A 26,122-nucleotide genomic window follows, 5' to 3' on the forward strand; every position below is an offset into this window, starting at 1 on the left:
AAGAGGTGGAACCATTGTGCTATTGATTGAATAAAAAAAGCCAGCGCGAAGGCTGGCTTTTTGCTTAGTTCCCGATAAATAAGTAAAGCAGTGCTTAGTCGAGCAGAGACTGTACGTATTCTGCGATTTCCGGCACCTGACAGTGGCTGAAGAAACACTCTTGGAAGCGTGCGCCGCCCACAGCCGTTTTCACCAATTCCTGATCGATAGAGCGCAGTGCCTCAACGACGTCTTTCGCGACCGCGAATTTCACCTGAGTCAGAATGCCAGCGTTGCGCTGCTGAGGTTCCGCACGCTCGATTGGGTAACCCTGACCACGTTCGCCAGTGAACGCTTTTTCAAAAATGTAACGAACGTTCAGTTCACCTGCCCAGCCAAAGCCTTTCGCAAAAGCCAGAGACAACGCGTTGCCGTTGTTGATTTGGTTAAACAGGAACGCATCTGAAGGCTCCAGACAGTAACCACAGATAACACCCGGATGCAGGTTCAGAGACATCATTGCGCCCTGGCCGGTACCACAACCTGCCACAACGAAATCTGCTGCTTTTGAGTTCAGCAGAATGCTGGCCATAATCCCTAAGTGGATGTAAGTCAGGTGATGGTCGTTTTCATCAGACATACCAACGTTGAAAACATCGTGACCCAGCGGCGCCGCTACGGTGTTCAGTTCGTTCAGAACCATCGCGTTTTTGCCAGCCTGGCTGTTTTCCATCATCAGTGCAATTTTCATAGAGTTTCTCCTGCGGTTTGTCCGCAACAAATCAGTTAAAAAGCGAATTCGTTATTGAATGAAATCTTTGCGCATTGGGGTGAAGTTATCGAGCAGCACCCCCGCTTTAAGGCAAACGCAGCCGTGCATCACGTTCGGCTCTTTGTATAGCGCGTCGCCGGCTTTGACGATTTTGGTTTCATCGCCAATGGTAAATTCGAATTCACCCGACAGCACATACGTCAGCTGTTCATGCGGGTGGCTGTGCATCGGGCCAATTGCGCCTTGTTCAAAATGCACTTCAACGCTCATGATGTTGTCACTGTAGGCGAGGATTTTGCGAGAAACGCCAGCGCCGAGATCTTCCAGTTTTACATCTTGGTTATAGACAAACATGATGCCCTCTTTGTTTACAGTGCCTGACTGGCCAGCGCGCGTTTTTGTTCACGCAGCATACGGAAAATGGTCAGGCTGTTAACGGTAATGACAGTCAGCTCCAGCAATGTGCCGCCAATGGAGCCAACCAGAATATTGTTGGTCAGCCAACAGCAGGCGCCAATCAGAAAGGCAATGCGCATTTGAATGCCGCGCAACATGAAGATAGCAAATGTACCAATCATGGTGCCAATCACTGGCCACAGATCCCACCAATGGTCGGCGATGTAAAGGCCTAATCCCGCTCCGGCGAGCAGGAATATCGCCGCAACATATTTCGACGAGGTGTAGATGGAACTGGCTGTGCGCATGGCCGACAGGGCAGCACTGAGCGCTGAGACTACCGAACCAAGCAAAATAAAGTGGAGAAGATGATTGAGATTGAAGACGAACATTACGATCTTCAGCCGCCTGTCGTTTTTCTGGTAGAAAGTGGAGATTCCTAAACCAAAGCTGACAAACCCTAATGCCTGAGCCAGTGATAAATCTGCAATCATCTTCTCGTATGCTTCTTAGTAATTAACGGGCTAACCAGCCGCCATCAACCGCTACGGTATAACCGTTGATGTAGTCTGATGCTTTCGACGCCAGGAAGATCACTGGGCCTGCCAGATCTTCCGGTGTACCCCAACGACCCGCCGGGATGCGATCCAGAATCTCTTTGCTGCGATCTTCATCAGCACGCAGCGCGGCAGTGTTGTTGGTTGCCATGTAGCCCGGTGCAATTGCGTTCACGTTGACGTTGTGTTGCGCCCACTCGTTGGCCATCAGGCGAGTGATGCCCATGACGCCGCTCTTTGATGCGGTGTAAGACGGTACGCGGATACCACCCTGATAAGACAGCATGGACGCTACGTTGATGATCTTGCCGCCTTCACCTTGTGCAATGAACTGTTTCGCCACCGCTTGAGACATGAAGAACACTGACTTGATGTTGATGTTCATCACGTCATCCCAGTCTTTTTCGCTGAATTCAATCGCGTCATTACGACGAATGATGCCAGCGTTGTTGACCAGAATATCGATGCGGCCCAGTTCAGTCACTGCGCGGTCGATGATGGATGGGATGTCGTCCAGAACCATCAGGTTAGCTCGGATATCAACGAACTTACGTCCGGTTTCTGCCATTTTTGCGATAGTTTCAGTCGGTTCAACAATGTTTACACCCACGATGTCACAACCTGCTTTAGCCAGGCCAAGTGCCATACCCTGACCAAGACCAGTGTCACAACCCGTGACGATAGCGACTTTGCCTTCCAGGTTAAATGAATCAAGAATCATAACGTTTTCCTCAGTGGTAGCTGGTTTTTGAGTGGCGGCGAGTTGGCCATCTCAGTTCGTATGTCTGTATCGTGGATCAAAAAGAAACCTAAGGCAATTATTTTTGAAAAGGTGTTTTAAAAATATTGATGTCGATCTTCTTTTTTGATGATGGAATACTTGCGCGGTTTCAAATTTTTGAAAAGGCTTTTTAAAAATTGTGGTACACAGAAAGTGAGCGGTTATAATAGGCGCTAACAAGAAAACACAAAGGTTCTACAATGGAAAAGTCAACTCAACCGGAAGCGGTATCTTCGGTTCTGAAAGTCTTCAGCATTCTTCAGGCCCTGGGCGAGCAGAAAGAAATTGGTGTTTCGGAACTGTCTCAACGTCTCATGATGTCTAAAGCCACGACCTATCGTTTCCTGCAAACCATGAAATCCATGGGCTTTGTGGCTCAGGAAGGGGAAGCGGATAAATACAAACTGACCCTGAAACTGTTTGAGCTGGGCGCAAAATCCCTTGAGTACGTCGATCTGATTGAGTTAGCGGACAAAGAGATGCGTTATATCTCTGAGCAGACCAACGAAGCGTTGCACTTAGGTTCGCTGGATGAAAACGCCATCATCTACATCCACAAAATCGATTCTGGTTACAACCTGCGCATGCAGTCGCGCATTGGTCGCCGCAACCCGCTGTACAGTACCGCGATTGGTAAAGTGCTGCTGGCTGAACGCGACGAGCAGTTTGTACGCGATACTCTGGAAGGGGTGGAATTCATCAAACACACGGATCGTACGCTGGAGAATGTTGAGCAACTGCTGGAAGAGCTGGCGCTGGTTCGCACTCAACACTATGCAGAAGACAATGAAGAACAAGAACCGGGTCTGCGCTGTATCGCTGCACCTGTCTATGACCGCTTTGGTCATGTGATTGCGGGCTTGTCGATGTCGCTGCCAACCATCCGTTTTGATGAACAACGCATGGGTTACTACGTGGACTTGCTGCAAACGGCAGGTCGCAATATCTCGCTTCAGCTTGGTTATAACAATTACCCGGCTTAGGCAAAAAAATTAGCAGCCGTCTGGCTGCTTTTTTTAGTATCATTTTTTGTATTGAAACGGCGTTTTGAAATGAGGAGGGCGGTGTGGGCTCATCATTAACCCCTAATATTTATGACTTTCTTATCAAGCTCGATCCGTTTGATAAGTTGCCCTCCGAGATTGTTGAATCGCTCGCGAATCACGTCAAAGTGCGCTATCTGGCAAAAGGCGAAAAAATAGAGTTCAGTGCATTGTGCCAAGAACGTTATCTCTACATCATTCGCACCGGGGCGATTGAGCAGAGAAGGCGCGACGGTCAGTTGCGTGCTCGCTTGGGAGAAGAGGACCAGTTTGGTTTTACTTTTCTCGCGCCGCTGAAAGATGCCGAAGATGGCTATCAGGCTGAAGCGATTCAGGACTCACTGCTTTATCTGGTGCCGCACACCGATGTGCAGACCGTTTGCCAGGAGCATCCGGAATTTGCCAACTACTTCGCATCCCATGCGCAGCTGCGCTTAACGTCGGCAGTCAACGATGCCGCTGGCCGTGAAGAGGACAAAGGGCTGTTTTTCCGCCGCGTCGGGGAAATTGCCAGTGAAAATATCGCGATTGTCGATGTCAACACGCCGATTCAGGACGTGGCGCAAACTATGTGTGGTGAAGAGCGCAGCCGCAGCTCATGCGCGGTGGTGATGCGCGAAGGTGAAATTGTCGGTGTGGTGACCGACCGGGACATGACCCGCAGTGTCGTGGCGACCGGTATCGGTATTCATGAGCCCATCAGTACGGTGATGACACAAAATCCGCAACTGATTCAGGCCGATGACAAAGTGATTCAGGCCATCTCCATCATGCTGCAATACAACATTCGTTGCCTGCCGGTGGTGAAGGGCAACGAGGTGGTCGGTTTACTGACCACGTCACATCTGGTCCATAACCATCGCACACAAGCCCTGTTTCTGATTGAGAAAATCAAATACGCCAGTTCCGTGAATGCGCTGGCGGCGCTCAATGTGGAGAAGCAGTCTATTTTTGAATCGCTGGTTGAAAGCGGCGTGAGCGCAGAAATTCAGGGACGGGTGATGTCGATGATCATGGACGCGTTTACCCGCCGCCTGTTGCAGATCAACGAGGAACTGCTTGGGCCGCCGCCGTGTGATTATGCCTGGGTCGTCGCGGGCTCGCATGCACGTAATGAAGTACATATGTTGTCCGACCAAGACTGCGCTCTGGTGCTGGGTGGCGATGCCAAGCCTGAAGATATGCTCTATTTCACCCATCTGGCGATGCGCGTATGCAACGGGCTGGCGGCGTGTGGCTATCCGCTGTGTGACGGCAAATACATGGCCGCGTCACCGAAATGGTGTCAGCCGATTCAGGTATGGAAAGAGTATTACCGCAAGTGGGTGGCCAGCCCGGAATACAATAAACTGCTCAGTATCAGTGTGTTTCTTGAGGTGCGTTCGATTTACGGCAATAGCGAACTGGTGGAAGAGCTGCAACAGCACCTGCATCAGTGCATTCAGAACAGCCAGAATTTCTTGCCGGCTCTGGTTCGCGACGCGATTGATACGCAGCCGCCGCTGGGGATTTTCAATAATCTGGTGCTGGAGAAAGGCGGCGACAACAGCAACACGCTCAATATCAAAAAATATGCCCTGAACCTGATTATCGACCTGGCGCGGATATTCAGTCTGGCGGCTGGCGGTTCAATGACCGGCACCGAAGAGCGTTTTCGCTTCGCGGCTCAGCAGGGCACGATGTCCGAAGACAGCTGTCAGAACATTATCGGCGCCTACAAGTTTATTACTCAGGTTCGTTTTCAGCATCAGCTGCAGGCTCTGCGTGAAGGCAAAGAGCCGAACAACCATATTTCACCGGACTCTTTCAGCAGCTTTGAACGCAAACACCTGAAAGACGCCTTTAAAATCATCAGCGAGCTACAGGACGTAGCCAAACTCAGGTTTGTAAAAGGATAAAACGATGCTTAATGCATTGAAGCGCCGCTTTGGCGGCGGCTACCACAAGATGGTGAAACAGCATCAGCGACTGGCTGCCCGCCGCGATTGGCCAACAGGACTCGAACACTATTTCAATCAGGCGTTGCCAAGCCCGGAAGCCTTGGTGTATCAGATGGATATGGTGGCGTTTGATTTTGAAACGTCAGGAGTCAACGCCAGTCAGGATCAGATCCTGAGCATTGGCTGGGTGGGAATGACGATGGATCATATCGATGTCGCCGCCAGTGAAGAGCTGTTTGTTCGTCATCCCGAGTTTGTGACGGCGGACTCTGCGGTCATCAATCACATCACACCCGATGTGTTGTCACAGGGCGTCACGCTGGATGACGCGATGGATCAGTTGTTCAATCAGCTGGCCGGAAAAATCGCACTGGTGCACGGCGCCTGCATTGAACGGGCGTTTGTGGCGCAGTACATGCGCGAACGCTTCGGTGTCGAACATTTTCCTTGCGTGTGGATAGACACGCTGCACATCGAAAAGCAGATGACCTACGCCGGTAAAAAAGCGCCGGGCACCAGCTTTCAGCTCAATGATGTACGCCAGCGCTACGCCCTGCCACAATACACTGCGCACTCTGCCGCGATTGATGCCCTTGCCACGGCCGAACTCTTTACCGCGCAAATGAAATCGCTGTTTAAGAACCATCCGCCGAAGCTGTCTAAGCTGATCGCGCCCTGATTCATCGCGCTCATCCATCAACAATTTTTATTGACCTTGTGGACAAATAATCAGATTTGTTGCTTTGCCGTCCTGCCGTTATAACGCCTTTTTTCGTCAACATGCATTGAAAATTATGGCTTTAGACGCGTTATTAGACGCCATCGCCGAACAGGGATGGTTTATTTGGGATGACTTCCTGACCGCAGAGCAGGTGCAGTCTCTCAGAGATTGTGCTCCGGAAAACTGGAAGCGCGCTCGCATTGGCCGCAATGACGATTTGCAGCGGGAAACGACGATTCGCAGCGACAAGATTCAGTGGCTCAGCCAGAATATGGCACAGCCGGTTCAGGATTATCTTGAGCGCATGGAGCAGATTCGTCAGGCCGTTAACCGGGACTTTTTCCTTGGACTGTTCGAGTACGAGGCGCATTTTGCCAAGTATGAGCAGGGCGACTTTTATAAGAAGCATCTTGATGCGTTTCGCGGGCAGGAAAACCGCAAGCTGACGACGGTGTTCTACATGAACGAAGCGTGGCAACCCGCTGATGGCGGTGAGCTGAAAATCTACGATCTTGACGACCAGTTGATTGATACTGTCGCTCCGGTTGCCGGGCGCTTAGTGGTGTTTTTGTCAGAGAAATTTCCCCACGAAGTGCTGCCGACGCACGCGGATCGCGTCAGTATCGCAGGTTGGTTTCGTACCAACGGCGTGACGGCGAATAAGCTCGATATCGCCAACTGAGTGCGAGCAAATATTTTTGATTGAAAAAGCCGCGATTCTGAAGCCAGAAGCGCGGTTTTTTTTACTGTTGCTGAAAGTGAATGTCGCTGAAGTGCGGATTGTCGCTCAGTGCCTGCATGCGAACGAGCGTGGCGGTTTCAATCCAATGCTCGCGGCTGTTTTCCTCAACAATAATGCACTCCTGACGCGCCGCATTGCGCCCGGTGTCTTTGGCTGTGCCCTGAATGACCGAACCGTCTTGCAGTGTCAAGGCTACGGGCAAATGGTAGAGGCAGGCAATCTCGATGTAGTCATACTGGCTGCAGGAAATCATGCTTTACTCACTTTTGCTCAGGTAGTCATTTTGCAGAATGTACATGCGTTTCACGTCGCGATAGCGGCCGTTAATGAAGAACTCCTGCACCAGATGACCTTCCTCGACAAAGCCGCACGATTCATACAAATGGACCGCTTTTTCGTTGTCAATCGCGACATGGAGGTAAATTTTGTGCAGGTTGAGAATGGTGAACGAGTAGTCGAGCGCTTTGTTGATCAGAGTGCGGGCAAAGCCCTTACCCTGATGATCCGGCGTGATGATGATTTGAAATTCTGCACTGCGGTGGATGTAGTTAATTTCAATCAGCTCGACCAGACCCACCAGTTCTTTGTCGTCGTTCTCGACCACAAAACGGCGCTCGGCGTTGTCGTGAATGTGCTTGTTGTACAGCTCTTCCAGCTCATCAAACGATTCATAAGGCTCTTCAAACCAGTACGACATGATGTTGCGGTTGTTGTTCAGATTATGAATAAAACGCAGGTCTCCGCGTTCTAGGGCTCTGAGGCTTAACTGATTTTTCATAACGATTCCTGACTAAGCTTGGTGTGGCTTCTGCTGATGAATATATCGCGGATTTATTGCAAAACAAGCCGTTACCGACAATTATTCTTTATCGAAACTGTCCACCACAATCGCCCCCATCGACGCTGGCATCGCAATCACAATGATGCGTTTGAGCGACACGATCGGTTCGGCGAGCAGCGGCAGTTTATCCAGTGCCAGCAGCACGAACCCGACCACCAGTGCAGTGATGACGTAAGCAATCAGAATCCGGAACACAAACACCGGAACACGGGCACGAATATTACTCTGAAACACACTGCCGTAAGCGAACACGCCGAGAAAACCGAGAGAGAGAGTCAGCAGCAGCAGTAAGTTGGGCAGCGGCAGAGATGTGCCGAGCTGCCACGCCTCTTCTGAAAAGGAAATGGGGACCGCCAGTGCAAATGCTCCGACGCAAACTTGTCCCGCATCTTCCAAGTTAAAACTGAATTTCATCGATTTCTTCCCAGTTCTCTGATTCTTTTGCTCTTTTCACTGTACGCTCCACAAAGGGATTTGGCGAGTTTCGCTGCGTCAGGAGCGCAGTTGCTTGACGATGATCGCAGCCAATGTTTGCAGGCTGCGCAGCCATTGCTGCTCATCGTCGAGAGTCGCAACGCTGAAGCGAATGCAGTGATTGAACTGGCCTTGGGTCGCGAACAAGTGGCCGGGCAGAAGACTGATTTTTTGCTCCAGACACTCCTGATACACCCGGTAGGTGTCGACTTCGAGTGGCAAAGTAAGCCAGCACAGAAATGAGCCCTCTGGTCGCGATAAGTGATAACGCCCGGCGAGTTGAGGCTCGTGGCTGAATGCCTGATTAAGCAGACGGGCAAAGCGTTGCTGATGCTGCTGATAGACCCGGCGCATTCGGGCCAGATGCGTGCGATATTTGCCTGAGGTCAGAAACTCCGCCACGGCGGATTGCATCAGATTAAGACTACCCATGTTTTCACTCAGCAGCACTTTTTCGATTTGATCCATATAGCGCCCGGCGACCATCCAGCCAATGCGCAATCGTGAATCGAGCGTCTTTGACAATGAGTTGATGTAAATGACCCGTTCCTCGGTATCGAGCGCTTTCAGATTGGGCAGAGCCTCATTAAAACCGAGGCTGCCGAATACATCGTCTTCAATAATGGGAATGTTGTGGGTGACGTCCAGCAACGCCTGCCGATGGTTGAACGGCATCTGCGCGCCAGTAGGGTTATTGAAATTGGGCGTCACCAGCAAAGCTTTGATCGGCCAGCGTTCAACGGCTTCTTTCACCGCATCAATATCAATGCCGGTGGCGGTGTGGCTGGGAATCTCCACCACCTTCAGCCCCAGTGATTCCAGCAACAGTAAAGTACCGAAATAGCAGGGGGATTCGACTGCCACGATGTCACCCCGCTCGGTCAGCGCGCGAAAAGCCAGGCTGATCGCCTGTTGGCCGCCATGGGTTATGGCGATATCGCTGAGCTTGGCCTCGATGCCCAAATCGCGGCTGATCTTGCGCAGCTGGCGCACCAATTGATCATTACCCGGTGGCAGTTGGTAGTGGCTGGGAATGTGGGTTTGCATGCGGCTGTGGCGACCGATTTCGGCATACAAACTGCGAATGGCCGGAGAATCTGTGCTCGGATGCGCCGAACCTGCGGGCATATGATGCTTCACAGCGGGCTGGATAAGAATTGATTTGGACATCGACAGCAGGTCGACCCGTGAAGGAGAGTGGGCCTGCGCTTCGGCTTTGTGTTGACGCTCGGCCACACGATAACCGGAGCGCGGGACAGAATAGATCCAGCCCTGCGCTTCCAGTTCCTGATAGGCGCGGATCACGGTGTTTTTCCCCACCGCCTGACTTTCACACAACTGGCGAATCGACGGCAGTTTGTCGTGCGCCTGAAACAAGCCATTTTCCATCGACTGACGCAACTGCGCCTCGACTTCACTGTATTTGCAATCGTCCTTCATTCTGTACCCATTTAAATGGCAGGAACTGTGCCTTTTTAGTTTTTCTGTACCCAATTAAAGTAACGTCATCGTGACTCAGAAAGCCAGAGATTTTTCCATGCTCGTCAAAATGATTCCTTTCCTGTTTGTTGTACTTTGGGCGTCCGGCTTCGTCGGTGCCCGCTTTGGGCTGGCGTATGCCGAGCCCATGGCTTTCTTAACTTTGCGTATGGTGTTCAACGTGCTGCTGTTTGCGGTGCTGATCGCTGTGCTCAAGCGCCGCCTGCCTACGGGTAAACAGTTCTGGCATTCGTGTGTGTCTGGCTTATTGATTCATGGTCTCTATCTGGGCGGCACCTATCAGGCAATTTATTGGGGCATGCCAGCCGGCCTGACTTCTCTTCTGGTGGGTATTCAGCCGATATTCACTGCGTTGCTGCTGGTGTGTATGGCGACCGAACGTTTTAACTTAGCTCAGTGGCTGGGGCTCGCAATGGGCTTTGCCGGTATCAGTTGTGTACTGCTGGGTAATATCGAATGGCAATCTGATGCGCACAAATGGGCCGCGATCGGCATGTGTGTGATTTCTCTCGCCGGTATTACGCTGGGAACGCTATATCAGAAGAAATTCTGTCAGGGTGTCGATCTGATTGGTGGTGCGCTCGTGCAATATGTGGCGGCAGCGGCGTTGCTACTGCCCGCGGCGGTGAGCTTTGAAACCATGCAGGTGGATTGGACGCCGACCTTTATTATGACGCTCGCTTGGCTCGTGGTTGTGTTGTCGTGCATCGCCATTCTGCTGCTACTGTATATGGTGGAGCACGGTGCTTCGTCGAGCGTCGCCTCTGTGTTTTATCTGGTGCCGCCGACCACGGCGATTCAGGCGTGGATCTGCTTTGGTGAATCGTTTGACATGCTTGGTGTGCTGGGTTTTGTGATGGCAGCCATGGCGGTCTATTTGGTGGTGAAAAAGCCAGTACTCTTTCGCCCTAAGCTATCAGCGGCGCTAAGCCGCGAAGTGTGAACAAAGCCTGATATTAAAAGCAGCCCCGCCAATGTGCGGGGCTTTTGATTACAGAATTTCAATCGTCTGTCCCGCATAGCGCTTAAGCACGGGGTTGTTCAGCTGGGCTTTATCTGCGGGTTGCCATAAGCCACGCCTGATGCCATCAACCACCATATGGATGACGGCGGAATCGATGGCGGACATAATCGCCACGTTAACCGGTTCATTATTGGTGTAGCCCGATTCCAGTTCTAACAAGTCCTGATAGGCGATATAGCGAAACACACTCGCGGAAATTTCATGGGAAAAAATGGTTTTGCTGGTGGTGACGCTTAATACAATTTGGCCGGTACGCACATCGACAGCACGCAGGTTGACGGTGACCTGATCCATTCGGTATTCGCCATAAGTCGCGATGCCTAGATAGCCGATCCCGCTGCCGCCGGATTTCATGTCTGATTCATAACCAATAATGCCGCCTTCAATCACCAGATTGGCCGCCTTCAGCGCGGGCAAATCGTCGCCGATGTTGCTGGGCGATTCATCTTTTTTCTGCGCTGCGCGAATGATTTTGCGTTCAGTCAGCAGGTTTTGTAGTCCTTCCCGTTCCAGTGGCAAAAACCAGCCCGAGTCCATCAGCGCGGTGGTCAGCATCGAGGTACCGCCCTGAGTGACTGCCGTTGAAAAGCTACTGTTGGGTGAGGATTTGTATTGCCCGGTCTGATCACGAAAATCGTACACCGACACCTGAATCTTGCCTTTCGGCAGAGGCAGTTTGGTCAGATCGTTGTAGGTAGGGCCACGTGGCGTCAGGGTCGGCGCCTCGTCCGCATCAGGAATAGACATAGAGTTTGAGCAACCACCGATGGCGAGCACCAGTATCAGCAGCATCCATTTTTTCATTTTTTGTTGTCCCTGTTGGTTGCTTATAGCCCGGATACTTCAATGGATGTCGATTCGCCGGTGGATTTGTCGATGATGGAAATCGTCATCGAACCGTCGTTATCGGTCACGATGATGGAGTAATCATCGGTTTCAATACTGCCCGCCTCACCGGATGACAGCAGTTGGCTGATCAGTCTGGATTGCAGGGTTGAAGTTAATGAGGAAAGCAGCGAAGAGGAGCTGCTGCTGTCATCATCGGCTTCATAATCGTTGATCGCTTCGGCGCGGTTGAACAGGTGCGTGGTATTGAGCGGATTACCGCCAAAGGTCGGGTTGACGGGTTCATACACCAGCGCCGAGCCCAAGGCGGGGGAGGCGAGCAATCCCCCACCGCTGAGGGCGAAGACCAAGCTCAATGCGGAGCAGATTTTTCGGTTCGTGTGCTTATTCATCTCAGTGTCCTTTCTGTCGCTACTTTCACAGCTCGTCATGAGCAAGGTCAAAAGTATCCGAATACAAACGTTGGATTTTCCAACGTGTTAAGTAAGTTCTTACTATGTCCGCCGCGGCCTTGGCTTTCTCCTGCGCCTGACGGGCACCCGGCGATAAGGTGGTGCGATACACCAGCTTCTGCGCATGCCAAACGCTGATAATGCTGCCCTGAGAGGCCGTTGCCCGCTCTTTTACGGTGAGGTTCTCTTTTAGGTCCTCGTGTTGATCGTTGATGTAGCGGGAAAACTCGGTGTAAAAATTATTGCCAAAGCGGGTCATCGTGCGGTCGATGATCAGCCCATCGATATCGTTCAGATTCAGTGGCTCGTTATTCTCCAGCTGTTGGTTATTTTCCAGCTTTCCTGAGTCTTCCTGACTGGCGGACACACTTGCTGAAGTAAGCAGGAAACTTAAAGAGAATGCATATACGACACTCATATTTTTCATTGAAATTACCATAGGTAAATAAGCGTCTGACAATGGCTTAATGTTAGTTTTAATTAAAAGTTTTTGAAATAAACCAAAGTGTTAGTTTGAATAAAACTCCTCTAATACTAAATGCGGATATATGCTTGTTTACAAGACAACTAAATAATAAAAATTTACTTATCAATATTAATTTAAAGTTGATGGTGAAAAGCAATTATCCCTATTAATCTATTTCTTCGAGAACACACAGTTCTTTACGTCAGGGAGGAAATATGTCCAACCGTATTACTGCCTACGTCATGAAGTTGTTTATGTTGATCGCTCTGGCAATCGTCTCTGCTGGTGTCGCTTGGTCGGCCCAGCGCCCAGGACATTCGGGTCATGATTTGATTGCTATCGGTTATGGTGATTCATCCATGGGTGGTTTTGGCAACGGTATTGGTGATTTGAGTACTTTCAATGAATTGGAAGACATTGTGACCGCCGATAATTATGCCGAAGTGGAAATGGAAAATGCCATTGGAGGCCGAGTGTCAATTCAGCAGTTGAGTGGATTGACAGGCAACAAAGCCAAAGTTGTCCAGCAAAACAGCCGAGGAAGTGAGGCGAGAATCTGGCAAGGCGGTTCTGAGAATATTGCGTTGGTTACTCAAACCGGAACAGGAAATGAAGCATTTATTGGCCAACATGGTTATTCCAATAATGCGTGGATAAATCAAAACGGTAATTACAATATTGCCGCGATTATTCAAAACGGTTCCGGAAGTTCCATGAGTATTAATCAACGTGGTAACAATAATCAGGCTTATCTTGTCGATAATGGAGGTTCTAATTATGGCATCAGTCAAAATGGTAATGACTACGTTGCGATAATTGGGGGCTCAGGTATCAATGTATTTGTTACGCAATATTAATCATCATAGCGAACGATATATCGATGCATGTCTATTCAAATGTAACAATATGATATAAAGGAAATTGTCATGAAAACAAAACTAGCTCTATTTATCGCAGCTGCGTTGGCGTCTGGTAGCGCCCTGGCAAACAATAATGCAACCGCTAACCTTTTCCTGACTGACGATTCAGATGTGTCGATCACTCAGGTCTCTCCTTTCCAGGGTAACGATGCGGTGATCAATTCTGGTTTCTCTTCAGACAACACGCTGACGATTTATCAGTTTGGCGGTCAGAACGATGCGCAAATTGATGCGGCTGTGGTAGAAGATTCAACGCTAGCGGTGACTCAGCGTGGTTTTGGTAACGAAGGCACCATTACGGCACTGGGTGCTGATAACGCAGACTTCTCTATCGACCAGTCTGGTGTGTCGAATGAAGCCAACATCAGCACTGAGAATTTCAACCATCACGCTTATTCTTACGACAATGACACCGTCAGTGTGGTGCAGAATGGCGCACACAACACCGCGGATGTCACGTTGAAACACGGCACCGACGACAGCACCGTCACGCTGGCTTCGTACGGCAATTCGAACGATGTTGATGTTGTGCTGGATTGGGCTGACGGCAGCACAGTGACAGGGACTGTGGTTGGCGACAACAACGTGGCGGATGTTCTGATCGACAGCGGTTTTGGCAATGATGTGACCTTTACTCAAAACGGTTCGGCTAACAATCTGGATGTCGATGTGATGTACGCGGACGACAACACCATTGGTGTGGCGCAAACTGGCGTTTCCAACGATGCTGACATTGACGTGATGCACAGCTCTGACAACGATATCTACGTAACTCAAACTGGCTTCAACTCAGAAGCGAACGTTTATGTTAACTGGAGTAACGCGAACAGTATCTCTGTTCTGCAAACTTCTGGTGACGTTGCGAACGTGAGCCTGGTTGGCAGCAACTCAAATACTGTGAATATTGCACAGTACTAACAACATCAGGTTTGGCTATGAAAACCTTGTATACAGCGGCGCTCTGCGCCGCTTTTTTTCTTGCGTCGCCGTTGAGTGCCGCAAAGAAGGAGGTGGTAATGGAAACCTCATTGTTGAATGGCAAAATTCACATTGCCTGCACCTACGGGGATGACCAGAAACTGCGGTTAACGTTGGTCAGCCAGCCGGATTTCTCCGGTTCGGTGCGGGTTGAATCGGTCTCTGGCAGCCGCATTTTGCATCGCCTGCAAGGACAGACCACGCTTAATCTCGGACTGAGCGCAGAGCAGTTGCCAGTCGAGCTGACGGCGGGTGATGAGAAAGGCGAAAGCGAAACGATAGCGCTTGGCGAACAATGTAAAACGGCCCCTTAACTGAGTTAAGAGGCCGTTGTGTTATTTTGCGGTTGGTGACGGATTACGCGTCGCTAAACTCAACGCCTTTTTCTTTGAACATGCGCTGACATGCGCGGCCATCACTGTGGAACAGGTGGCAGCGGTGCGCCGGAATACCGATGGTCAGGGTATCACTGACTTCAATATCCAGAGTATCTGGCTGGCGGTAGATGATGTCTGAGTCCGAACCTTTCACGTTCATGTATACCTGAGTTTCGTTACCCAGTTTCTCTACGATCATCACTTTGCCTTCGATGCGTGCATCACCTTCGTCTGCTTCCACCAAATGCTCAGGACGAACACCCAGCGACATGCGAGATCCCGGAGTGACCGTTGTGCCATCCACCGGAATCCAGAACGAGAAGCCGTTGGACAGGCGCACTTTCACGCGCTCTTTCTCTGCTTCATCAACAGTCACGCTCATGAAGTTCATCTTCGGTGAACCGATAAAGCCCGCCACAAAGCGGTTTTGCGGGTAGTGGTACAGTTCAAGTGGTTTACCCACTTGCGAAACAAAACCGGCATCCAGCACCACAATCTTGTCTGCCATGGTCATCGCTTCCACCTGGTCGTGGGTAACGTAGATCATGGTGCAACCCAGTTTGCGTTGCAGCTTGGTGATTTCAGAACGCATCTGCACACGCAGCGCCGCATCAAGGTTAGACAGCGGTTCGTCCAGCAGGAATACATTCGGTTGAGAAACCAGAGTACGGCCGATAGCCACACGCTGACGCTGACCGCCGGATAGCGCTTTAGGTTGACGATCCAGCAGGTGGCTGAGCTGAAGAATATCGGCAGCGTGTTCTACACGTTTGCTGATTTCACTCTTGTCGGCTTTGGCCAGTTTCAGGCCAAACGACATGTTATCGTACAGATTGAGGTGAGGGTAAAGCGCGTAAGACTGGAACACCATGCCGACGCCACGTTTGGACGGTTCGATGTCGTTCATGCGTTCTTCGCCGATGAACAGATCGCCGGAGGTGATGTCTTCCAGGCCGGCAATGCAGCGCAGAAGGGTTGATTTACCACAGCCTGACGGGCCAACGAAGACCACAAATTCGCCTTCTTTGATGTCCAGATCGACATTCTTGGAAATCAGCACATCGCCGTAAGCTTTACATACATTTTTTAACGTGACACTCGCCATCTAGCTCGTCCTCGGATCAAGATTTTTTAATGATTACTGCCCTTCATTATATGAAATTTCTTATAAAAAAATGACTTACAGGCAATAACAGTAGGAATACGTTTTTAGGTGAATCCACACTCAGATGAGCGTGTCTGATTTCTGCGGCCGTGCCGCACACCGTTTTATGTTTGTCTATCGAAGAGCTGGCAGGCAAGAAAAGAAAGGGTGATGTCTTCAGACAAAGGGTCTGAAGAAAGCATCACCCATCAAAGCCAAGAATCGGTTTGCTTCCCCCGGCACAGATGCGCGTCTCCCCCGTACAATAATTACCACGAACGCACGATCTGTGACAGCAAACCAATTCGGCGATGCAAGCCAGTACAATCTGACATACTGGAAAGGGTTCTTACCATCCACTCTTGGATGTGCTTAGTTTCCGTAAAGTGAACTATCAATACATCCTCCTAATCACTTTTTTTGCAGGGGGAGTAGAAAAGGAGGAGGTGGAGGAGGGGTAAAAACGCCGAGTTAGATCCAGTTCAAATTATTGATTGCCATGAACTTGAGGTTGATCACAAACCATGTTTTTTTTGTGACTGTTCTCTCGAACTCTGGACGATAGAGATCACGAAAATACGCCATAATGCAAAGGGCGTAGGGAGTAGGAGGATGAGGAAGTGCCCGTTTTTTCTGATGATATATGGCGAAATACGGCGAAACCTCATCTGGTGAGCCCTACAACACTAATAAAAAGGATATGAACATGAAAAACGCCCTAAGCACTGTAGCGCTAAGTACTTTGGTTGCTCTTGGTTCGTTTGGTGCACACGCTGCTATTCAAGAAGGACAACTTACTATCTGGATCAACGGTGACAAAGGTTACAACGGTCTGGCTGAGGTGGGTAAAAAGTTTGAAGCTGACACAGGTATTAAAGTGACAGTTGCTCACCCTGATGCACTTCAGGACAAGTTCCCTCAAACAGCTGCCACTGGTGATGGTCCTGATATCGTGTTCTGGGCTCATGACCGTTTTGGTGGTTACGCAGAAGCGGGTCTGCTGACTGAAATCAAACCGTCACAAAAAGTAAAAGACGGCATCGTAGATTTCGCTTGGGATGCAGTGAAATACAACGGCAAACTGATCGGTTACCCAATCGCGGTTGAATCTCTGTCTCTGATTTACAACAAAGATCTGGTTCCAAACCCACCGAAAAGCTGGGAAGAAGTGGCTGCTCTGAATGAAAAACTGAAAAAAGACGGCAAATCAGCGATCATGTGGAACCTGAAAGAACCGTACTTCACTTGGCCACTGATGGCGGCTGATGGCGGTTACGCATTCAAATACACGTCTGACGGTTACGACGTGAAAGACGCGGGTATCGACAAGAAAGGCGTGAAAGAAGCGATGAACTTCGTGAAAGGCCTGGTTGATAAAGGCGTGATTTCTGCGGATATGGACTACTCAGTGTCTGAAGCTGAATTCAACAAAGGCAACACAGCCATGACCATCAACGGTCCTTGGTCTTGGAGCAACATTGATAAATCAGGTATCAACTACGGTGTCACCACTCTGCCTAAATTCAACGGTCAGTCTTCTAAACCATTCGTAGGCGTACTGACTGCTGGTATCAGCACCGCTTCTCCAAACAAAGATCTGGCTGTAGAGTTCATCGAAAACTACTTGCTGACCAACGATGGTCTGCGTGCGATGAACAACGACAAACCACTGGGCGCGGTTGCTCTGAACTCTTTCCAACGTGAACTGGATTCAGATGCTCGTATCGCAGCGACCATGGACAACGCAATGAACGGCGAAATCATGCCGAACATTCCACAAATGAACGCGTTCTGGGGCGCAGCGAAAAACGCAATCATCAACATCGTTGATGGCCGCCAGACTGTAGATGCCGCTCTGGCAGATGCAGAAAAACAAATGACAAAGTAAGCACACTTTCGTCTATCTTTTGAGGAGGGGGCAACCTCTCCTTACTTTCTAAGTTTTTATTTCGCTAGCAGGTTGTTCTATGCAGTCAATTCAAGGTACAGAGGCGATGTCAGCACCAGCAACGACACTTCCGGCCAACAAGCGCGCATTCATCAAATGGGCCGTATTAGGCGCAGTGGGTATCGTGAATGGCTATGCAACGATTCTAATGTATTCCCGCGGTGAGCTGGCGTTTGCCTTGCTGACCCTTATCCTTACTGCTCTTGCTCTCTACATTTTCGGCAGTAAGAAAACTTACGCGCATCGTTATATCTATCCAGGTATCGCCGGGATGATCCTATTCATCCTGTTTCCTTTAGCCTATACGGTGAACCTGGCGTTTACCAACTACAGCGCGAAGAACCAGCTTTCCTTTGAACGTGCTCAATCTGTCCTGATGGACCGAACGTTCCAAAGTGGGGAAAGCTACCCATTCAATCTCTACAGCACCGATGAAGGTTACCGTATCTCCATTGAAGACGGTGAGACGTTGTACGCGACTCAGCCTTTCTCTATCACCAGTGTGCCGTCGGATCTCGACTTGGCTCCGGTAGACGCAATGAGCGGTGACAAAGAGCCAATCAAAACCATCATCAGTAACCGCAATGCGTTGGGCAGCTTGGATCTGCACTTCCCGTCGGGTGACGACATTCGCATGAGCGGACTGCGCAAATTTGCGGCGGTGGTTCCGCTGTATACGCTGCAGGAAGATGGTGAAACACTGGTCAACAACCAGTCGGGTGAGACGCTGCGTCCGAACATGGAAGTGGGTTTCTACCAACCGATTGATGAGAATGGTCAGTTTGTCGGTAACACTGTCTCTCCGGGCTTCATCGTTTCCATCGGTACGCACAACTTTGAACGTGTGTGGAAAGATGATGGTATCAAAGAACCGTTCATCAGCATCTTCATCTGGACGGTGGTGTTCTCGGTACTGACGGTGATCTTCACTCTGATCATCGGTCTGGTGTTGGCGAGTGTGGTGCAGTGGGAAGAGCTGAAAGGCCGTTCTGTGTACCGTGTGCTACTGATTCTGCCTTACGCGGTACCGGCATTTATCTCGATTCTGATCTTTAAAGGTCTGTTTAACCAGAGCTTTGGTGAAATCAACATGGTGCTGCAAGCGTTGTTTGGTATCAGCCCTGCATGGTTCTCGGATCCGTTCCTGGCGAAAAGCATGGTGATGATCGTCAACACTTGGCTGGGTTTCCCTTACATGATGATTCTGTGTATGGGTCTGCTGAAAGCCATTCCGGATGACTTATACGAAGCCTCCGCGATTGACGGCGCCAACTTCGTGCAGAACTTCACTAAGATCACTCTGCCACTGATGATCAAACCATTGACACCGCTGTTGATTGCAAGCTTTGCCTTTAACTTCAATAACTTCGTTATGATTCAGTTGTTGACAGCGGGTGGTCCGAACATGATTGGTACGTCTGAGCCAGCGGGTTACACCGACCTATTGGTGAGCTACACCTACCGTATCGCGTTTGAAGGTGCTGGTGGTCAGGACTTTGGTCTGGCAAGTGCTATCGCAACCCTGATCTTCTTGTTGGTGGGCGCTCTGGCGCTGCTCAACCTACGTTTCACTAAAGTCAGTCAGAATTAAGAGGAGCGACGACGATGGCAATGGTTCAAGGCAAATCGCTCAAATACCGTGTGTGGGCATCACACATCGCACTGTGCACATTTTTGGCGCTCATCATCTTCCCGTTACTGATGATTGTCGCTATCTCATTCCGTGAAGGTAACTTCGCAACGGGTAGCATCATTCCGGATAATCCGTCTCTGGAACACTGGAAACTGGCGCTGGGCTTCTCGGTCACGAACGCCGATGGCAGTGTAACACCACCGCCGTTCCCGGTACTGACCTGGCTGTGGAACTCAGTGAAGATCGCGGCGATTTCATCGGTGCTGATCGTGTCGCTGTCGACCACATCGGCTTATGCTTTCGCCCGTATGCGTTTCAAAGGCAAAGAGACCATCCTGAAAGCGATGATGATTTTCCAGATGTTCCCTGCGGTTCTGGCACTGGTGGCTATCTACGCGCTGTTTGACAAACTGGGGCAGTACATTCCGTTCCTGGGGCTGAACACGCATGGCGGTTTGATCTTCTCTTACCTGGGCGGTATCGCACTGCATGTATGGACGATCAAAGGTTACTTCGAAACCATCGATAATTCGTTGGAAGAAGCGGCAGCGCTGGATGGCGCAACCCCATGGCAAGCGTTCAAACTGGTATTGTTACCGCTGTCTGTGCCAATTCTGGCGGTGGTATTCATCCTGTCGTTTATCATGGTGGTGGGTGAAGTTCCTGTAGCATCTTTGCTACTTTCTGATGTAAACTCGTACACACTTGCGGTTGGTATGCAGCAGTATTTATACCCTCAAAACTACTTGTGGGGCGACTTCGCGGCAGCGGCAGTCTTGTCTGCATTACCTATCACTATCGTATTCCTGCTTGCGCAGCGCTGGTTGGTCGGAGGACTGACGGCTGGCGGTGTCAAAGGATAACAACGATAAGGGCGACCGAGAGGTCGCCCATTTTGTATCCCCTTAACACTTTTGGTTTGGCCGCCGATCAGTTAAGAAGGGTGCAAATTCTGGCGTTACGCATAGCTGGCTGTTAGCTCTATTCCTTACTATCAACGACTAACAGTTTTTGTAACCAAAACCTGAGCATAGCTCAGGTTTTTTTATGTCTGTCGTTTATGGCAATTAAGGTGTACTCGCAGACCATTCGGTAACGCGAGCCAGTATATAGCGGGCAAACAGGGACAAAAGGGGTGTCGGATGGGAGTGCGAGCGAGATCTGAATTGTTGTTGCAATGCGTTCTATCAATACAGAAAAATCAGAACTCACGACTGGATGGCGCACACCCTATGTATTGCAACAGTACATACAGGCTCTCTTGTTGCAGCGCGACTTTACGAAACAGATCAGCAAACGTCTCATCGCCGCCAAAGCATGCCTTGATGTAATGGTTAATCTCCGTTGGCTGGTAGCCTTCGACATACATGGTTCGTACCCACTGATACTCGACAGCTTTTGGGTTGGTTAAAGTAGTTTCACTGAGCGTGATATCGCTGAGGGTTAATGCCATTGGTGTGTTTTCTCTGTCCTTTCAGGCACACGTTTGCCTGTTAATCGGGCATTAAAGCAGAGAAAAATGAAGGTTCGATGACAAAGATGACAGAAGAGAGAAAACGCCGCAGTGAATGACTGCGGCGCAAAGGGGTTATTTCGCTTTGAGGTATTTGACGTGCGCTTCCATCTCTTCACCGATTTCGGTGCGCATGTTCATCAACCGCACGGCAGAATTGCGCAGGGCAATGTCTTCATCGCTGGTCGGAATCCATTCAGGAACGGCCGTCGGTTTGCCGTTTTCATCCACCGCCACCATGATGACGATGCAGTGAGTGGTCAGGCGATTTTTCAGCTCTTTCGGGTCGCATGCTTGCACGTCGATCGCAATGTGCATTGAGGTTTTACCGGTATAAATGACCTTCGCGCTGACTTCGACCAGGTTGCCAACGTGGATCGGTGCCACAAAGCGAATACCGCCAGCATAAGCCGTAATGCAGTATTTACCACTCCATGCGGCAGAACAGGCGTAGGCTGCCAGGTCGATCCATTTCATCACGGCGCCGCCATGAACTTTACCACCAAAATTTACATCACCAGGCTCTGCTAAAAAGCGCAGAGTAATATCACGTTTGCCACTGCTCATTGGCTGTTCCTTCATTGTTTGACACGGACAGGGGAATTAGCAGTACTAATAACGAATCTATAACTTAATCGCAATATTTTGTTCATTTTGTTTTTGATTCGGTATTTCAGGCAAGAAAAAACCCCTTTTGCGTGATGCAAAAGGGGCCATGTCGGAAGGGTACGAATTATTTTATAAATCTGCCGTACCTGATTTTTTAAGCCAACTGATTGCTAGTAATTCAGTTGGCTTGATAATAATGTAATCAAAGTCACTGCGTAACTGTTCGATCGGACAGGTTTCGTCACCTAAGAGATTGTTTAGCGTGATTTCTCCCTCAACAAAAAGGAGAAGTCCGATGAGTATCTCAATCCATAGTTATCAATTCACCACTGTACCTGCTCAGGATTACCGAGCGTTGCTGAAACTGCGCTACAAAGTGTTTTCGGAACGTTTGCACTGGGAGCTTGAAACCCATCAGGGGTTGGAGAGCGATGAGTACGATATCCCGAGAGCCCACTACCTCTATGCCAAAGGCGATGAAGGGCACCTGATTGGCTGCTGGCGCATTCTGCCGACCACACAGAGCTACATGCTCAAAGATACCTTTCCCGAGCTTCTGGGCGACGTTCAGGCACCGCAAGGTGAGCGTATCTATGAACTCAGTCGCTTTGCGGTCGATAAGGAGTTTTCTGCTCAGTCGGGTGGGGTCAGCAATGTCACGATGAAGATGTTCCAGTCGCTGTACCACCATGCGCAGAGTCAGGGGATTGAACGCTACGTAACGGTGACATCGACCGGAGTGGAAAAACTGATCAAACGTTTGGGTATTCCGTGTGAGCGGGTCGGCGATCAGCAGGTCCATATGTTGGGTGATACCCGCTCAGTCGCACTGCTTATTCCAATGAATGAACGTTACCGAGACAGCGTGGGGGCCTGATTCAGACGTAAGGATTAATGTAGCCACCTAAAATGGCTTTAGTGATAGCTTGGTAGCGATTCGTCGCGCCAAGCTTTTTACATGCGTTGGAAATATGGAATTTCACTGTACGCTCTGAGGTATCGATGATCTTGGCGATCTCCCAGGCACTTTTCCCTTCTGCGGCCCAGGTCAGGCATTGGGTTTCACGAGCCGTCAGCTCCGCGCGCGGCGCGGCGTCTTTATGGCAACGGGCAATGTTGTGAATGTTGTGCGACAGGAGCGGAATGATCAACTGCGAGGTCTGAATCGCTTCGCTGTTCAGCTCATAGTGACGGATGTCTGAGGTGGCAAAGCTCAGCATTCCGAATTCACCGCGTAATCCGTGTACCGGAATCGAAAACCCTTCTTTGAGGCCATTGATCCGCGCCTCTTCAAACATTTCATTCGCTTTGCCGCTCAAGCGTGGAATGTGGGACCACTGAATCGGCAGAAAGTTGGTCATGCTGTACTGCACAATAGGGTCGACGTGCATGAAGCCAGCTTCATCGTATTGCTGACGCCAACTGGCCGGATAGTTATCGGTGATGAGCGTTTCGTTGGTGGTCAGCGTCGGCTGCAGCGACAGTCCAAACAGGAAGTATTCGTGGTCGATGATGTTATTGAGCGCCGACAGCATGTTCTCCAAACCTTCATAGCTGGTAATTTGTTGGTTTTCTTGAATAAGACGGAGAATTTTCTGCATAAAGGGCAATAATCTAATAACAATAATCAGATAGTGATATTTATATCAGATAAGCGTGAAAGGCAAGATGACATTTGTTTTCAGTCCGGATTACTTGCTGTAAACGCTGATAAACGAAAGAAAGCGCGAGTTTCGCGCTTTCTTATCAGGCCACCTGAATGGTCACTTCGTGTTCTTTCGCAAAGCTGGCGATCTCTTTTGGTGGCGGTTGATCGGTGATGATGAGATCCACATCGGCAAGCGTACCCAGTTTAACCATGGCATTACGGCCGAATTTGCTGTGGTCAACAGCGAGGAACACACAGCGGCTGTTTTCGATGATCGCGCGTTTTACGCGTACTTCGTGGTAGTCAAAATCAAGCAGCGAGCCATCGTAATCGATGCCACTGATACCAAGAATGCCAAAATCGAGGCGAAACTGAGAGATGAAATCCAGCGTGGCTTCACCGGTTACGCCGCCATCTTTATTGCGCACTTCGCCACCCGCAAGAATGATACTGAAATCGGGTTTCGCCATCAGAATGGTTGCAACGTTAATGTTGTTGGTGACGATACGCAGATTGTGGTGCTCGTCCATCAGCGCACGGGCGATGGCTTCTGGTGTGGTGCCGATGTCGATAAACAGCGTCGCCCCATCAGGAATGTGTTTCACCAATGCGGCAGCGACTTTCTCTTTTTCGCTTTGCGAGGTGACCTGACGGGTATGGTAAGAAGAGTTTTCTGAACTGGTGGTGATGGTCGCACCGCCGTGGTTGCGGCGCAATTTGTTCGCATCGGCAAGTTCATTCAGATCACGTCGAATTGTTTGTGGACTGACATTGAATCGTTCGACCAACTCATCGGTGCTGACAAAGCCCTGAGCCTGAACTAATTCGATGATTTCTTGATGGCGTTTTACCGCTTTCACTGGCATGTCCTTATACATTGAAGTAGTGCAAGTGTACGGTTTAGCGCACTAAATTCAATCGACTAGCGTGACTTTTGCAGCATTACTGCTCGTTTTAAGCTTCGTTTCACATAAAACGAACATATAAGGATGCCAATGTTTACATTTATGCGCATTTCGATGCTTACGCCTGGGGTGCCTTTTCGATTGGTTCCATGATTCGAACACGACGGCTTTTCATCTGAGACAATATGACACCGCTGATCACCATCAAGCCACCAATCAGATGATAAACATGAATACGTTCATCGAGCAGCCAGGCCGCCAGAGTGACAGACACTACAGGCAATAGGTTCATGAACATGGCGGTCGAGTCCGCCCCAATCGCGTCGATCGCTTTAACCCACATCCAAGGCGCCAACAGCGATGCGCCAATACCCGCATACGCGATCAGCGGTAGCGAACCATCGGTTGGCAAAATATGTTCACTGGTCAGCCACAGCGGAACCAGCATCACCACCGCGCACATCCCTTGCAGATAAATCAGCGTCCAGTTGCTCAATGGCATTTTCCAGCGTTTGAGCAGCACACAGTACAGGGCGTAAACCAATGCCGCCAATACCATAAGTCCATCGCCTTGTGTGACATCCTGATTCAGGAAGAACAGCACGTCGCCCTGACCGAGCATAAATGTCAGACCTGAAAGTGAAATCACGCCACCGACGATACTCAAACCGGAAATACGTTTGTTGAGCAGCGGCACGCTGATGAAGACGCTCATCAGTGGTACCAGAGAAGAAATCAGCGACATATTGGACGCGGTGGTCGTCAGCCCGGCGTAGTAACCCAATGACTGGTTCAGCACCATGCCCAGCAGTGCCAGAAAGGCCAGTTTGGCAAGATAGGGTTTGATAATGTGACGCTGACGAATGACCGCAGGCAAGCAGAAAGGAGTCAGCAGCAACATGGCAAGAAACCAGCGATAGAAGCTCATCGCGCTGGGTTCGATGGTGGTCGATGCAATTTTATTGACGATGGCGTTACCGCCCCAAATCAGCACAGTAAACAGTGGAAGGAGATAAATCATGTGCGCCTCGTCTCAATTTGCGTGTTGGAAAGTAGTTTGACAGGTCTATATAATTACATATATCTCTAAAACGACATTGCGAGCGATAGGAAGACAAGTTTGAAAAAACGCGCCAGAAACCTTCACCCATCCTTATCAATTGAGCAGGCACCATCCGATGTGTTTATGAATTTCGAAGCGTTTCTTTCCAATACTGAAACGCGCGAACATAGCCATCCTTGGGGACAGGTACAGCTGATTTCCGGCGGGATCCTGGAAATGGAAGCCGAAGACACCCGTTTTCTCGCTCCGCCGCATCTGGCGATCTGGGTGCCTGCGGGGATTCGTCACCGCAGCTATAACCGCAAACCGATCGAATATTGTTCACTCAATATCGCGGCGGCGATGACCACGGCGTTTCCGAGTAAAACCAGCCTGATCAAGGTGACCCCGATCGTCTCCGCGATCATTGATGATTTTCGTCAACGGGAAATCAGTGTGGCAGAAACGCCGCAGGATCTGCGTTTGGTGCAGGTGTTGCTCGATCAACTGGCAACGCGCGAAACGCAGCACCATTTTCTGCCATCCAGCAATAATAAATATCTGGCACCGATTCTTGCGGCAGTGGAAGAGAACCCGACCGATGACACCAGTTTGCAGCAGTGGGCGGAGCGGGTGCATACCACCGAAAGAACATTGGCCAGACATTGTCAGGCGGAGCTGGGGATGAGTTTTACCGAGTGGCGGCTGCGCGTACGTTATCTTTATTCGATGGATCTGCTGCGCAATGGTCATTCGGTGAAAGAGGTGGCGCTGACGCTGGGTTATAACCAAGCCAGTCCGTACATTGCGATGTTCAAAAAATACTCCGGGCAGACCCCGGAGCAGTATAAGAACCGATTGCTGTAGTTCA

Annotated in this window: 29 protein-coding genes and 1 pseudogene; 13 read left to right on the plus strand and 17 right to left on the minus strand. The window is 50.0% G+C overall.

Annotated features, from left to right (window positions below):
- Positions 1 to 94: 94 nt before the first annotated feature.
- From JIG40_RS08385 to kduD, 4 genes are read right to left on the minus strand one after another with little or no spacing between them, the layout of a single operon-like run.
- A complete protein-coding gene (locus JIG40_RS08385; RefSeq protein WP_020328931.1) occupies positions 95 to 730 on the minus strand; it encodes an RpiB/LacA/LacB family sugar-phosphate isomerase in 636 nt (211 codons plus the stop codon).
- A 51-nt stretch (positions 731 to 781) separates the two neighbouring features.
- Entirely contained in the window at positions 782 to 1,105 is a 324-nt protein-coding gene (locus tag JIG40_RS08390; RefSeq protein ID WP_020328932.1) for a cupin domain-containing protein, read from the minus strand.
- Between the two features lie 14 nt (positions 1,106 to 1,119).
- Positions 1,120 to 1,641 (minus strand): YgjV family protein, encoded by a 522-nt coding sequence (locus JIG40_RS08395; protein ID WP_172566476.1) that lies wholly within the window; start codon positions 1,639 to 1,641, stop codon positions 1,120 to 1,122.
- 22 nt (positions 1,642 to 1,663) lie between these two features.
- On the minus strand, positions 1,664 to 2,425 hold the full coding sequence (kduD, locus tag JIG40_RS08400) for a 2-dehydro-3-deoxy-D-gluconate 5-dehydrogenase KduD (RefSeq protein WP_020328934.1): 762 nt from the start codon (positions 2,423 to 2,425) through the stop codon (positions 1,664 to 1,666).
- 260 nt (positions 2,426 to 2,685) lie between these two features.
- Here kduD and kdgR point away from each other — a divergent pair, with 260 nt between their 5' ends.
- The 4 genes from kdgR (at position 2,686) to JIG40_RS08420 (ending at position 6,871) form a co-directional block, all read left to right on the plus strand.
- The gene (kdgR, locus tag JIG40_RS08405) at positions 2,686 to 3,468 is read left to right on the plus strand and encodes a DNA-binding transcriptional regulator KdgR (protein ID WP_032080597.1); all 783 of its coding nucleotides are present in this window, start codon (positions 2,686 to 2,688) and stop codon (positions 3,466 to 3,468) included.
- 83 nt (positions 3,469 to 3,551) lie between these two features.
- A complete protein-coding gene (locus tag JIG40_RS08410; RefSeq protein WP_199465144.1) occupies positions 3,552 to 5,426 on the plus strand; it encodes a putative nucleotidyltransferase substrate binding domain-containing protein in 1,875 nt (624 codons plus the stop codon).
- 4 nt (positions 5,427 to 5,430) lie between these two features.
- Complete coding sequence (locus JIG40_RS08415; protein WP_104965083.1) at positions 5,431 to 6,147, plus strand: exonuclease domain-containing protein; 717 nt, start codon at positions 5,431 to 5,433, stop codon at positions 6,145 to 6,147.
- A gap of 115 nt (positions 6,148 to 6,262) precedes the next feature.
- Positions 6,263 to 6,871 carry a 2OG-Fe(II) oxygenase gene (locus JIG40_RS08420; protein WP_020328938.1) on the plus strand — a complete coding sequence of 203 codons (609 nt, stop codon included), beginning with the start codon at positions 6,263 to 6,265 and terminating at the stop codon, positions 6,869 to 6,871.
- 61 nt (positions 6,872 to 6,932) lie between these two features.
- Here JIG40_RS08420 and JIG40_RS08425 read toward each other — a convergent pair whose 3' ends face one another.
- The 4 genes and pseudogenes from JIG40_RS08425 to JIG40_RS08440 all read right to left on the minus strand — a co-directional run bounded on the left by JIG40_RS08425 (position 6,933) and on the right by JIG40_RS08440 (position 9,686).
- Entirely contained in the window at positions 6,933 to 7,184 is a 252-nt protein-coding gene (locus JIG40_RS08425; protein WP_199465145.1) for a Rho-binding antiterminator, read from the minus strand.
- Positions 7,185 to 7,187: 3 nt separating this feature from the next.
- Positions 7,188 to 7,709: a spermidine N1-acetyltransferase gene (speG, locus tag JIG40_RS08430; protein WP_020328940.1), complete on the minus strand. Its 522-nt coding sequence runs from the start codon at positions 7,707 to 7,709 to the stop codon at positions 7,188 to 7,190.
- Between the two features lie 81 nt (positions 7,710 to 7,790).
- A pseudogene (locus JIG40_RS08435) lies at positions 7,791 to 8,195 on the minus strand (DUF2391 family protein); the annotation flags it as partial.
- Positions 8,196 to 8,264: 69 nt separating this feature from the next.
- Positions 8,265 to 9,686, minus strand: coding sequence for a PLP-dependent aminotransferase family protein (locus tag JIG40_RS08440; RefSeq protein ID WP_158148607.1), 1,422 nt, complete (start codon positions 9,684 to 9,686; stop codon positions 8,265 to 8,267).
- 97 nt (positions 9,687 to 9,783) lie between these two features.
- On the opposite strand from JIG40_RS08440, the gene JIG40_RS08445 reads away from it, so the two are divergent.
- Positions 9,784 to 10,689, plus strand: a complete 906-nt coding sequence (locus JIG40_RS08445; RefSeq protein WP_199465146.1) for a DMT family transporter — start codon at positions 9,784 to 9,786, stop codon at positions 10,687 to 10,689.
- Positions 10,690 to 10,737: 48 nt separating this feature from the next.
- Here JIG40_RS08445 and JIG40_RS08450 read toward each other — a convergent pair whose 3' ends face one another.
- The 3 genes from JIG40_RS08450 to JIG40_RS08460 are packed head-to-tail and all read right to left on the minus strand — an operon-like array spanning position 10,738 to position 12,486.
- The gene (locus tag JIG40_RS08450) at positions 10,738 to 11,574 is read right to left on the minus strand and encodes a CsgG/HfaB family protein (RefSeq protein WP_154183165.1); all 837 of its coding nucleotides are present in this window, start codon (positions 11,572 to 11,574) and stop codon (positions 10,738 to 10,740) included.
- A gap of 23 nt (positions 11,575 to 11,597) precedes the next feature.
- Entirely contained in the window at positions 11,598 to 12,008 is a 411-nt protein-coding gene (locus JIG40_RS08455; protein WP_225869396.1) for a curli assembly protein CsgF, read from the minus strand.
- A gap of 25 nt (positions 12,009 to 12,033) precedes the next feature.
- Positions 12,034 to 12,486, minus strand: a complete 453-nt coding sequence (locus JIG40_RS08460; RefSeq protein WP_075990041.1) for a CsgE family curli-type amyloid fiber assembly protein — start codon at positions 12,484 to 12,486, stop codon at positions 12,034 to 12,036.
- Positions 12,487 to 12,749: 263 nt separating this feature from the next.
- Here JIG40_RS08460 and JIG40_RS08465 point away from each other — a divergent pair, with 263 nt between their 5' ends.
- The 3 genes from JIG40_RS08465 to JIG40_RS08475 all read left to right on the plus strand — a co-directional run bounded on the left by JIG40_RS08465 (position 12,750) and on the right by JIG40_RS08475 (position 14,746).
- Positions 12,750 to 13,391, plus strand: coding sequence for a Minor curlin subunit CsgB (locus JIG40_RS08465; RefSeq protein ID WP_020328948.1), 642 nt, complete (start codon positions 12,750 to 12,752; stop codon positions 13,389 to 13,391).
- 69 nt (positions 13,392 to 13,460) lie between these two features.
- The gene (locus tag JIG40_RS08470) at positions 13,461 to 14,372 is read left to right on the plus strand and encodes a curlin (RefSeq protein ID WP_199465147.1); all 912 of its coding nucleotides are present in this window, start codon (positions 13,461 to 13,463) and stop codon (positions 14,370 to 14,372) included.
- 98 nt (positions 14,373 to 14,470) lie between these two features.
- On the plus strand, positions 14,471 to 14,746 hold the full coding sequence (locus tag JIG40_RS08475; RefSeq protein WP_199465148.1) for a hypothetical protein: 276 nt from the start codon (positions 14,471 to 14,473) through the stop codon (positions 14,744 to 14,746).
- A gap of 43 nt (positions 14,747 to 14,789) precedes the next feature.
- Here the strand turns inward: JIG40_RS08475 and malK are convergent, their stop codons facing one another.
- A complete protein-coding gene (malK, locus tag JIG40_RS08480; protein ID WP_020328952.1) occupies positions 14,790 to 15,914 on the minus strand; it encodes a maltose/maltodextrin ABC transporter ATP-binding protein MalK in 1,125 nt (374 codons plus the stop codon).
- A 745-nt stretch (positions 15,915 to 16,659) separates the two neighbouring features.
- Here malK and malE point away from each other — a divergent pair.
- From malE to malG, 3 genes are all read left to right on the plus strand, one after another.
- A complete protein-coding gene (malE, locus tag JIG40_RS08485) occupies positions 16,660 to 17,841 on the plus strand; it encodes a maltose/maltodextrin ABC transporter substrate-binding protein MalE (protein WP_024375422.1) in 1,182 nt (393 codons plus the stop codon).
- 79 nt (positions 17,842 to 17,920) lie between these two features.
- Positions 17,921 to 19,492 carry a maltose ABC transporter permease MalF gene (malF, locus tag JIG40_RS08490; RefSeq protein ID WP_024375421.1) on the plus strand — a complete coding sequence of 524 codons (1,572 nt, stop codon included), beginning with the start codon at positions 17,921 to 17,923 and terminating at the stop codon, positions 19,490 to 19,492.
- A gap of 14 nt (positions 19,493 to 19,506) precedes the next feature.
- A complete protein-coding gene (malG, locus tag JIG40_RS08495) occupies positions 19,507 to 20,397 on the plus strand; it encodes a maltose ABC transporter permease MalG (RefSeq protein ID WP_020328957.1) in 891 nt (296 codons plus the stop codon).
- 338 nt (positions 20,398 to 20,735) lie between these two features.
- Here malG and JIG40_RS08500 read toward each other — a convergent pair whose 3' ends face one another.
- Together JIG40_RS08500 and JIG40_RS08505 are read right to left on the minus strand one after the other, a co-directional pair.
- Positions 20,736 to 20,987 (minus strand): hypothetical protein, encoded by a 252-nt coding sequence (locus JIG40_RS08500; protein ID WP_020328958.1) that lies wholly within the window; start codon positions 20,985 to 20,987, stop codon positions 20,736 to 20,738.
- A 135-nt stretch (positions 20,988 to 21,122) separates the two neighbouring features.
- Positions 21,123 to 21,614 carry an acyl-CoA thioesterase gene (locus JIG40_RS08505; RefSeq protein WP_020328959.1) on the minus strand — a complete coding sequence of 164 codons (492 nt, stop codon included), beginning with the start codon at positions 21,612 to 21,614 and terminating at the stop codon, positions 21,123 to 21,125.
- A gap of 337 nt (positions 21,615 to 21,951) precedes the next feature.
- On the opposite strand from JIG40_RS08505, the gene JIG40_RS08510 reads away from it, so the two are divergent.
- The gene (locus JIG40_RS08510) at positions 21,952 to 22,533 is read left to right on the plus strand and encodes an acyl-homoserine-lactone synthase (protein WP_020328960.1); all 582 of its coding nucleotides are present in this window, start codon (positions 21,952 to 21,954) and stop codon (positions 22,531 to 22,533) included.
- 1 nt (position 22,534) lies between these two features.
- Here JIG40_RS08510 and JIG40_RS08515 read toward each other — a convergent pair whose 3' ends face one another.
- The 3 genes from JIG40_RS08515 to JIG40_RS08525 form a co-directional block, all read right to left on the minus strand.
- Positions 22,535 to 23,257: a LuxR family transcriptional regulator gene (locus JIG40_RS08515; protein ID WP_199465149.1), complete on the minus strand. Its 723-nt coding sequence runs from the start codon at positions 23,255 to 23,257 to the stop codon at positions 22,535 to 22,537.
- Positions 23,258 to 23,402: 145 nt separating this feature from the next.
- Entirely contained in the window at positions 23,403 to 24,164 is a 762-nt protein-coding gene (locus tag JIG40_RS08520; RefSeq protein ID WP_020328962.1) for a DeoR/GlpR family transcriptional regulator, read from the minus strand.
- Positions 24,165 to 24,327: 163 nt separating this feature from the next.
- The gene (locus JIG40_RS08525) at positions 24,328 to 25,230 is read right to left on the minus strand and encodes a DMT family transporter (RefSeq protein ID WP_020328963.1); all 903 of its coding nucleotides are present in this window, start codon (positions 25,228 to 25,230) and stop codon (positions 24,328 to 24,330) included.
- 99 nt (positions 25,231 to 25,329) lie between these two features.
- Between JIG40_RS08525 and JIG40_RS08530 the strand changes: the two genes are divergently transcribed.
- The gene (locus JIG40_RS08530) at positions 25,330 to 26,118 is read left to right on the plus strand and encodes a helix-turn-helix transcriptional regulator (RefSeq protein ID WP_020328964.1); all 789 of its coding nucleotides are present in this window, start codon (positions 25,330 to 25,332) and stop codon (positions 26,116 to 26,118) included.
- Positions 26,119 to 26,122 lie beyond the last annotated feature (4 nt).

This window comes from Vibrio sp. bablab_jr001, from assembly GCF_016464285.1.
Lineage (GTDB): Bacteria > Pseudomonadota > Gammaproteobacteria > Enterobacterales > Vibrionaceae > Vibrio > Vibrio fluvialis.

What these genes read in the sequence shown, in the direction of transcription:
- JIG40_RS08385 (WP_020328931.1), bottom strand. Translation starts at nt 730, where the DNA reads ATGAAAATTGCACTGATGATGGAAAACAGCCAGGCTGGCAAAAACGCG.
- JIG40_RS08390 (WP_020328932.1), bottom strand. Translation starts at nt 1,105, where the DNA reads ATGTTTGTCTATAACCAAGATGTAAAACTGGAAGATCTCGGCGCTGGC.
- JIG40_RS08395 (WP_172566476.1), bottom strand. Translation starts at nt 1,641, where the DNA reads ATGATTGCAGATTTATCACTGGCTCAGGCATTAGGGTTTGTCAGCTTT.
- kduD (WP_020328934.1), bottom strand. Translation starts at nt 2,425, where the DNA reads ATGATTCTTGATTCATTTAACCTGGAAGGCAAAGTCGCTATCGTCACG.
- kdgR (WP_032080597.1), top strand. Translation starts at nt 2,686, where the DNA reads ATGGAAAAGTCAACTCAACCGGAAGCGGTATCTTCGGTTCTGAAAGTC.
- JIG40_RS08415 (WP_104965083.1), top strand. Translation starts at nt 5,431, where the DNA reads ATGCTTAATGCATTGAAGCGCCGCTTTGGCGGCGGCTACCACAAGATG.
- JIG40_RS08420 (WP_020328938.1), top strand. Translation starts at nt 6,263, where the DNA reads ATGGCTTTAGACGCGTTATTAGACGCCATCGCCGAACAGGGATGGTTT.
- JIG40_RS08425 (WP_199465145.1), bottom strand. Translation starts at nt 7,184, where the DNA reads ATGATTTCCTGCAGCCAGTATGACTACATCGAGATTGCCTGCCTCTAC.
- speG (WP_020328940.1), bottom strand. Translation starts at nt 7,709, where the DNA reads ATGAAAAATCAGTTAAGCCTCAGAGCCCTAGAACGCGGAGACCTGCGT.
- JIG40_RS08440 (WP_158148607.1), bottom strand. Translation starts at nt 9,686, where the DNA reads ATGAAGGACGATTGCAAATACAGTGAAGTCGAGGCGCAGTTGCGTCAG.
- JIG40_RS08445 (WP_199465146.1), top strand. Translation starts at nt 9,784, where the DNA reads ATGCTCGTCAAAATGATTCCTTTCCTGTTTGTTGTACTTTGGGCGTCC.
- JIG40_RS08450 (WP_154183165.1), bottom strand. Translation starts at nt 11,574, where the DNA reads ATGAAAAAATGGATGCTGCTGATACTGGTGCTCGCCATCGGTGGTTGC.
- JIG40_RS08455 (WP_225869396.1), bottom strand. Translation starts at nt 12,008, where the DNA reads ATGAATAAGCACACGAACCGAAAAATCTGCTCCGCATTGAGCTTGGTC.
- JIG40_RS08460 (WP_075990041.1), bottom strand. Translation starts at nt 12,486, where the DNA reads ATGAGTGTCGTATATGCATTCTCTTTAAGTTTCCTGCTTACTTCAGCA.
- JIG40_RS08465 (WP_020328948.1), top strand. Translation starts at nt 12,750, where the DNA reads ATGTCCAACCGTATTACTGCCTACGTCATGAAGTTGTTTATGTTGATC.
- JIG40_RS08470 (WP_199465147.1), top strand. Translation starts at nt 13,461, where the DNA reads ATGAAAACAAAACTAGCTCTATTTATCGCAGCTGCGTTGGCGTCTGGT.
- JIG40_RS08475 (WP_199465148.1), top strand. Translation starts at nt 14,471, where the DNA reads ATGGAAACCTCATTGTTGAATGGCAAAATTCACATTGCCTGCACCTAC.
- malK (WP_020328952.1), bottom strand. Translation starts at nt 15,914, where the DNA reads ATGGCGAGTGTCACGTTAAAAAATGTATGTAAAGCTTACGGCGATGTG.
- malE (WP_024375422.1), top strand. Translation starts at nt 16,660, where the DNA reads ATGAAAAACGCCCTAAGCACTGTAGCGCTAAGTACTTTGGTTGCTCTT.
- malF (WP_024375421.1), top strand. Translation starts at nt 17,921, where the DNA reads ATGCAGTCAATTCAAGGTACAGAGGCGATGTCAGCACCAGCAACGACA.
- malG (WP_020328957.1), top strand. Translation starts at nt 19,507, where the DNA reads ATGGCAATGGTTCAAGGCAAATCGCTCAAATACCGTGTGTGGGCATCA.
- JIG40_RS08500 (WP_020328958.1), bottom strand. Translation starts at nt 20,987, where the DNA reads ATGGCATTAACCCTCAGCGATATCACGCTCAGTGAAACTACTTTAACC.
- JIG40_RS08505 (WP_020328959.1), bottom strand. Translation starts at nt 21,614, where the DNA reads ATGAGCAGTGGCAAACGTGATATTACTCTGCGCTTTTTAGCAGAGCCT.
- JIG40_RS08510 (WP_020328960.1), top strand. Translation starts at nt 21,952, where the DNA reads ATGAGTATCTCAATCCATAGTTATCAATTCACCACTGTACCTGCTCAG.
- JIG40_RS08515 (WP_199465149.1), bottom strand. Translation starts at nt 23,257, where the DNA reads ATGCAGAAAATTCTCCGTCTTATTCAAGAAAACCAACAAATTACCAGC.
- JIG40_RS08525 (WP_020328963.1), bottom strand. Translation starts at nt 25,230, where the DNA reads ATGATTTATCTCCTTCCACTGTTTACTGTGCTGATTTGGGGCGGTAAC.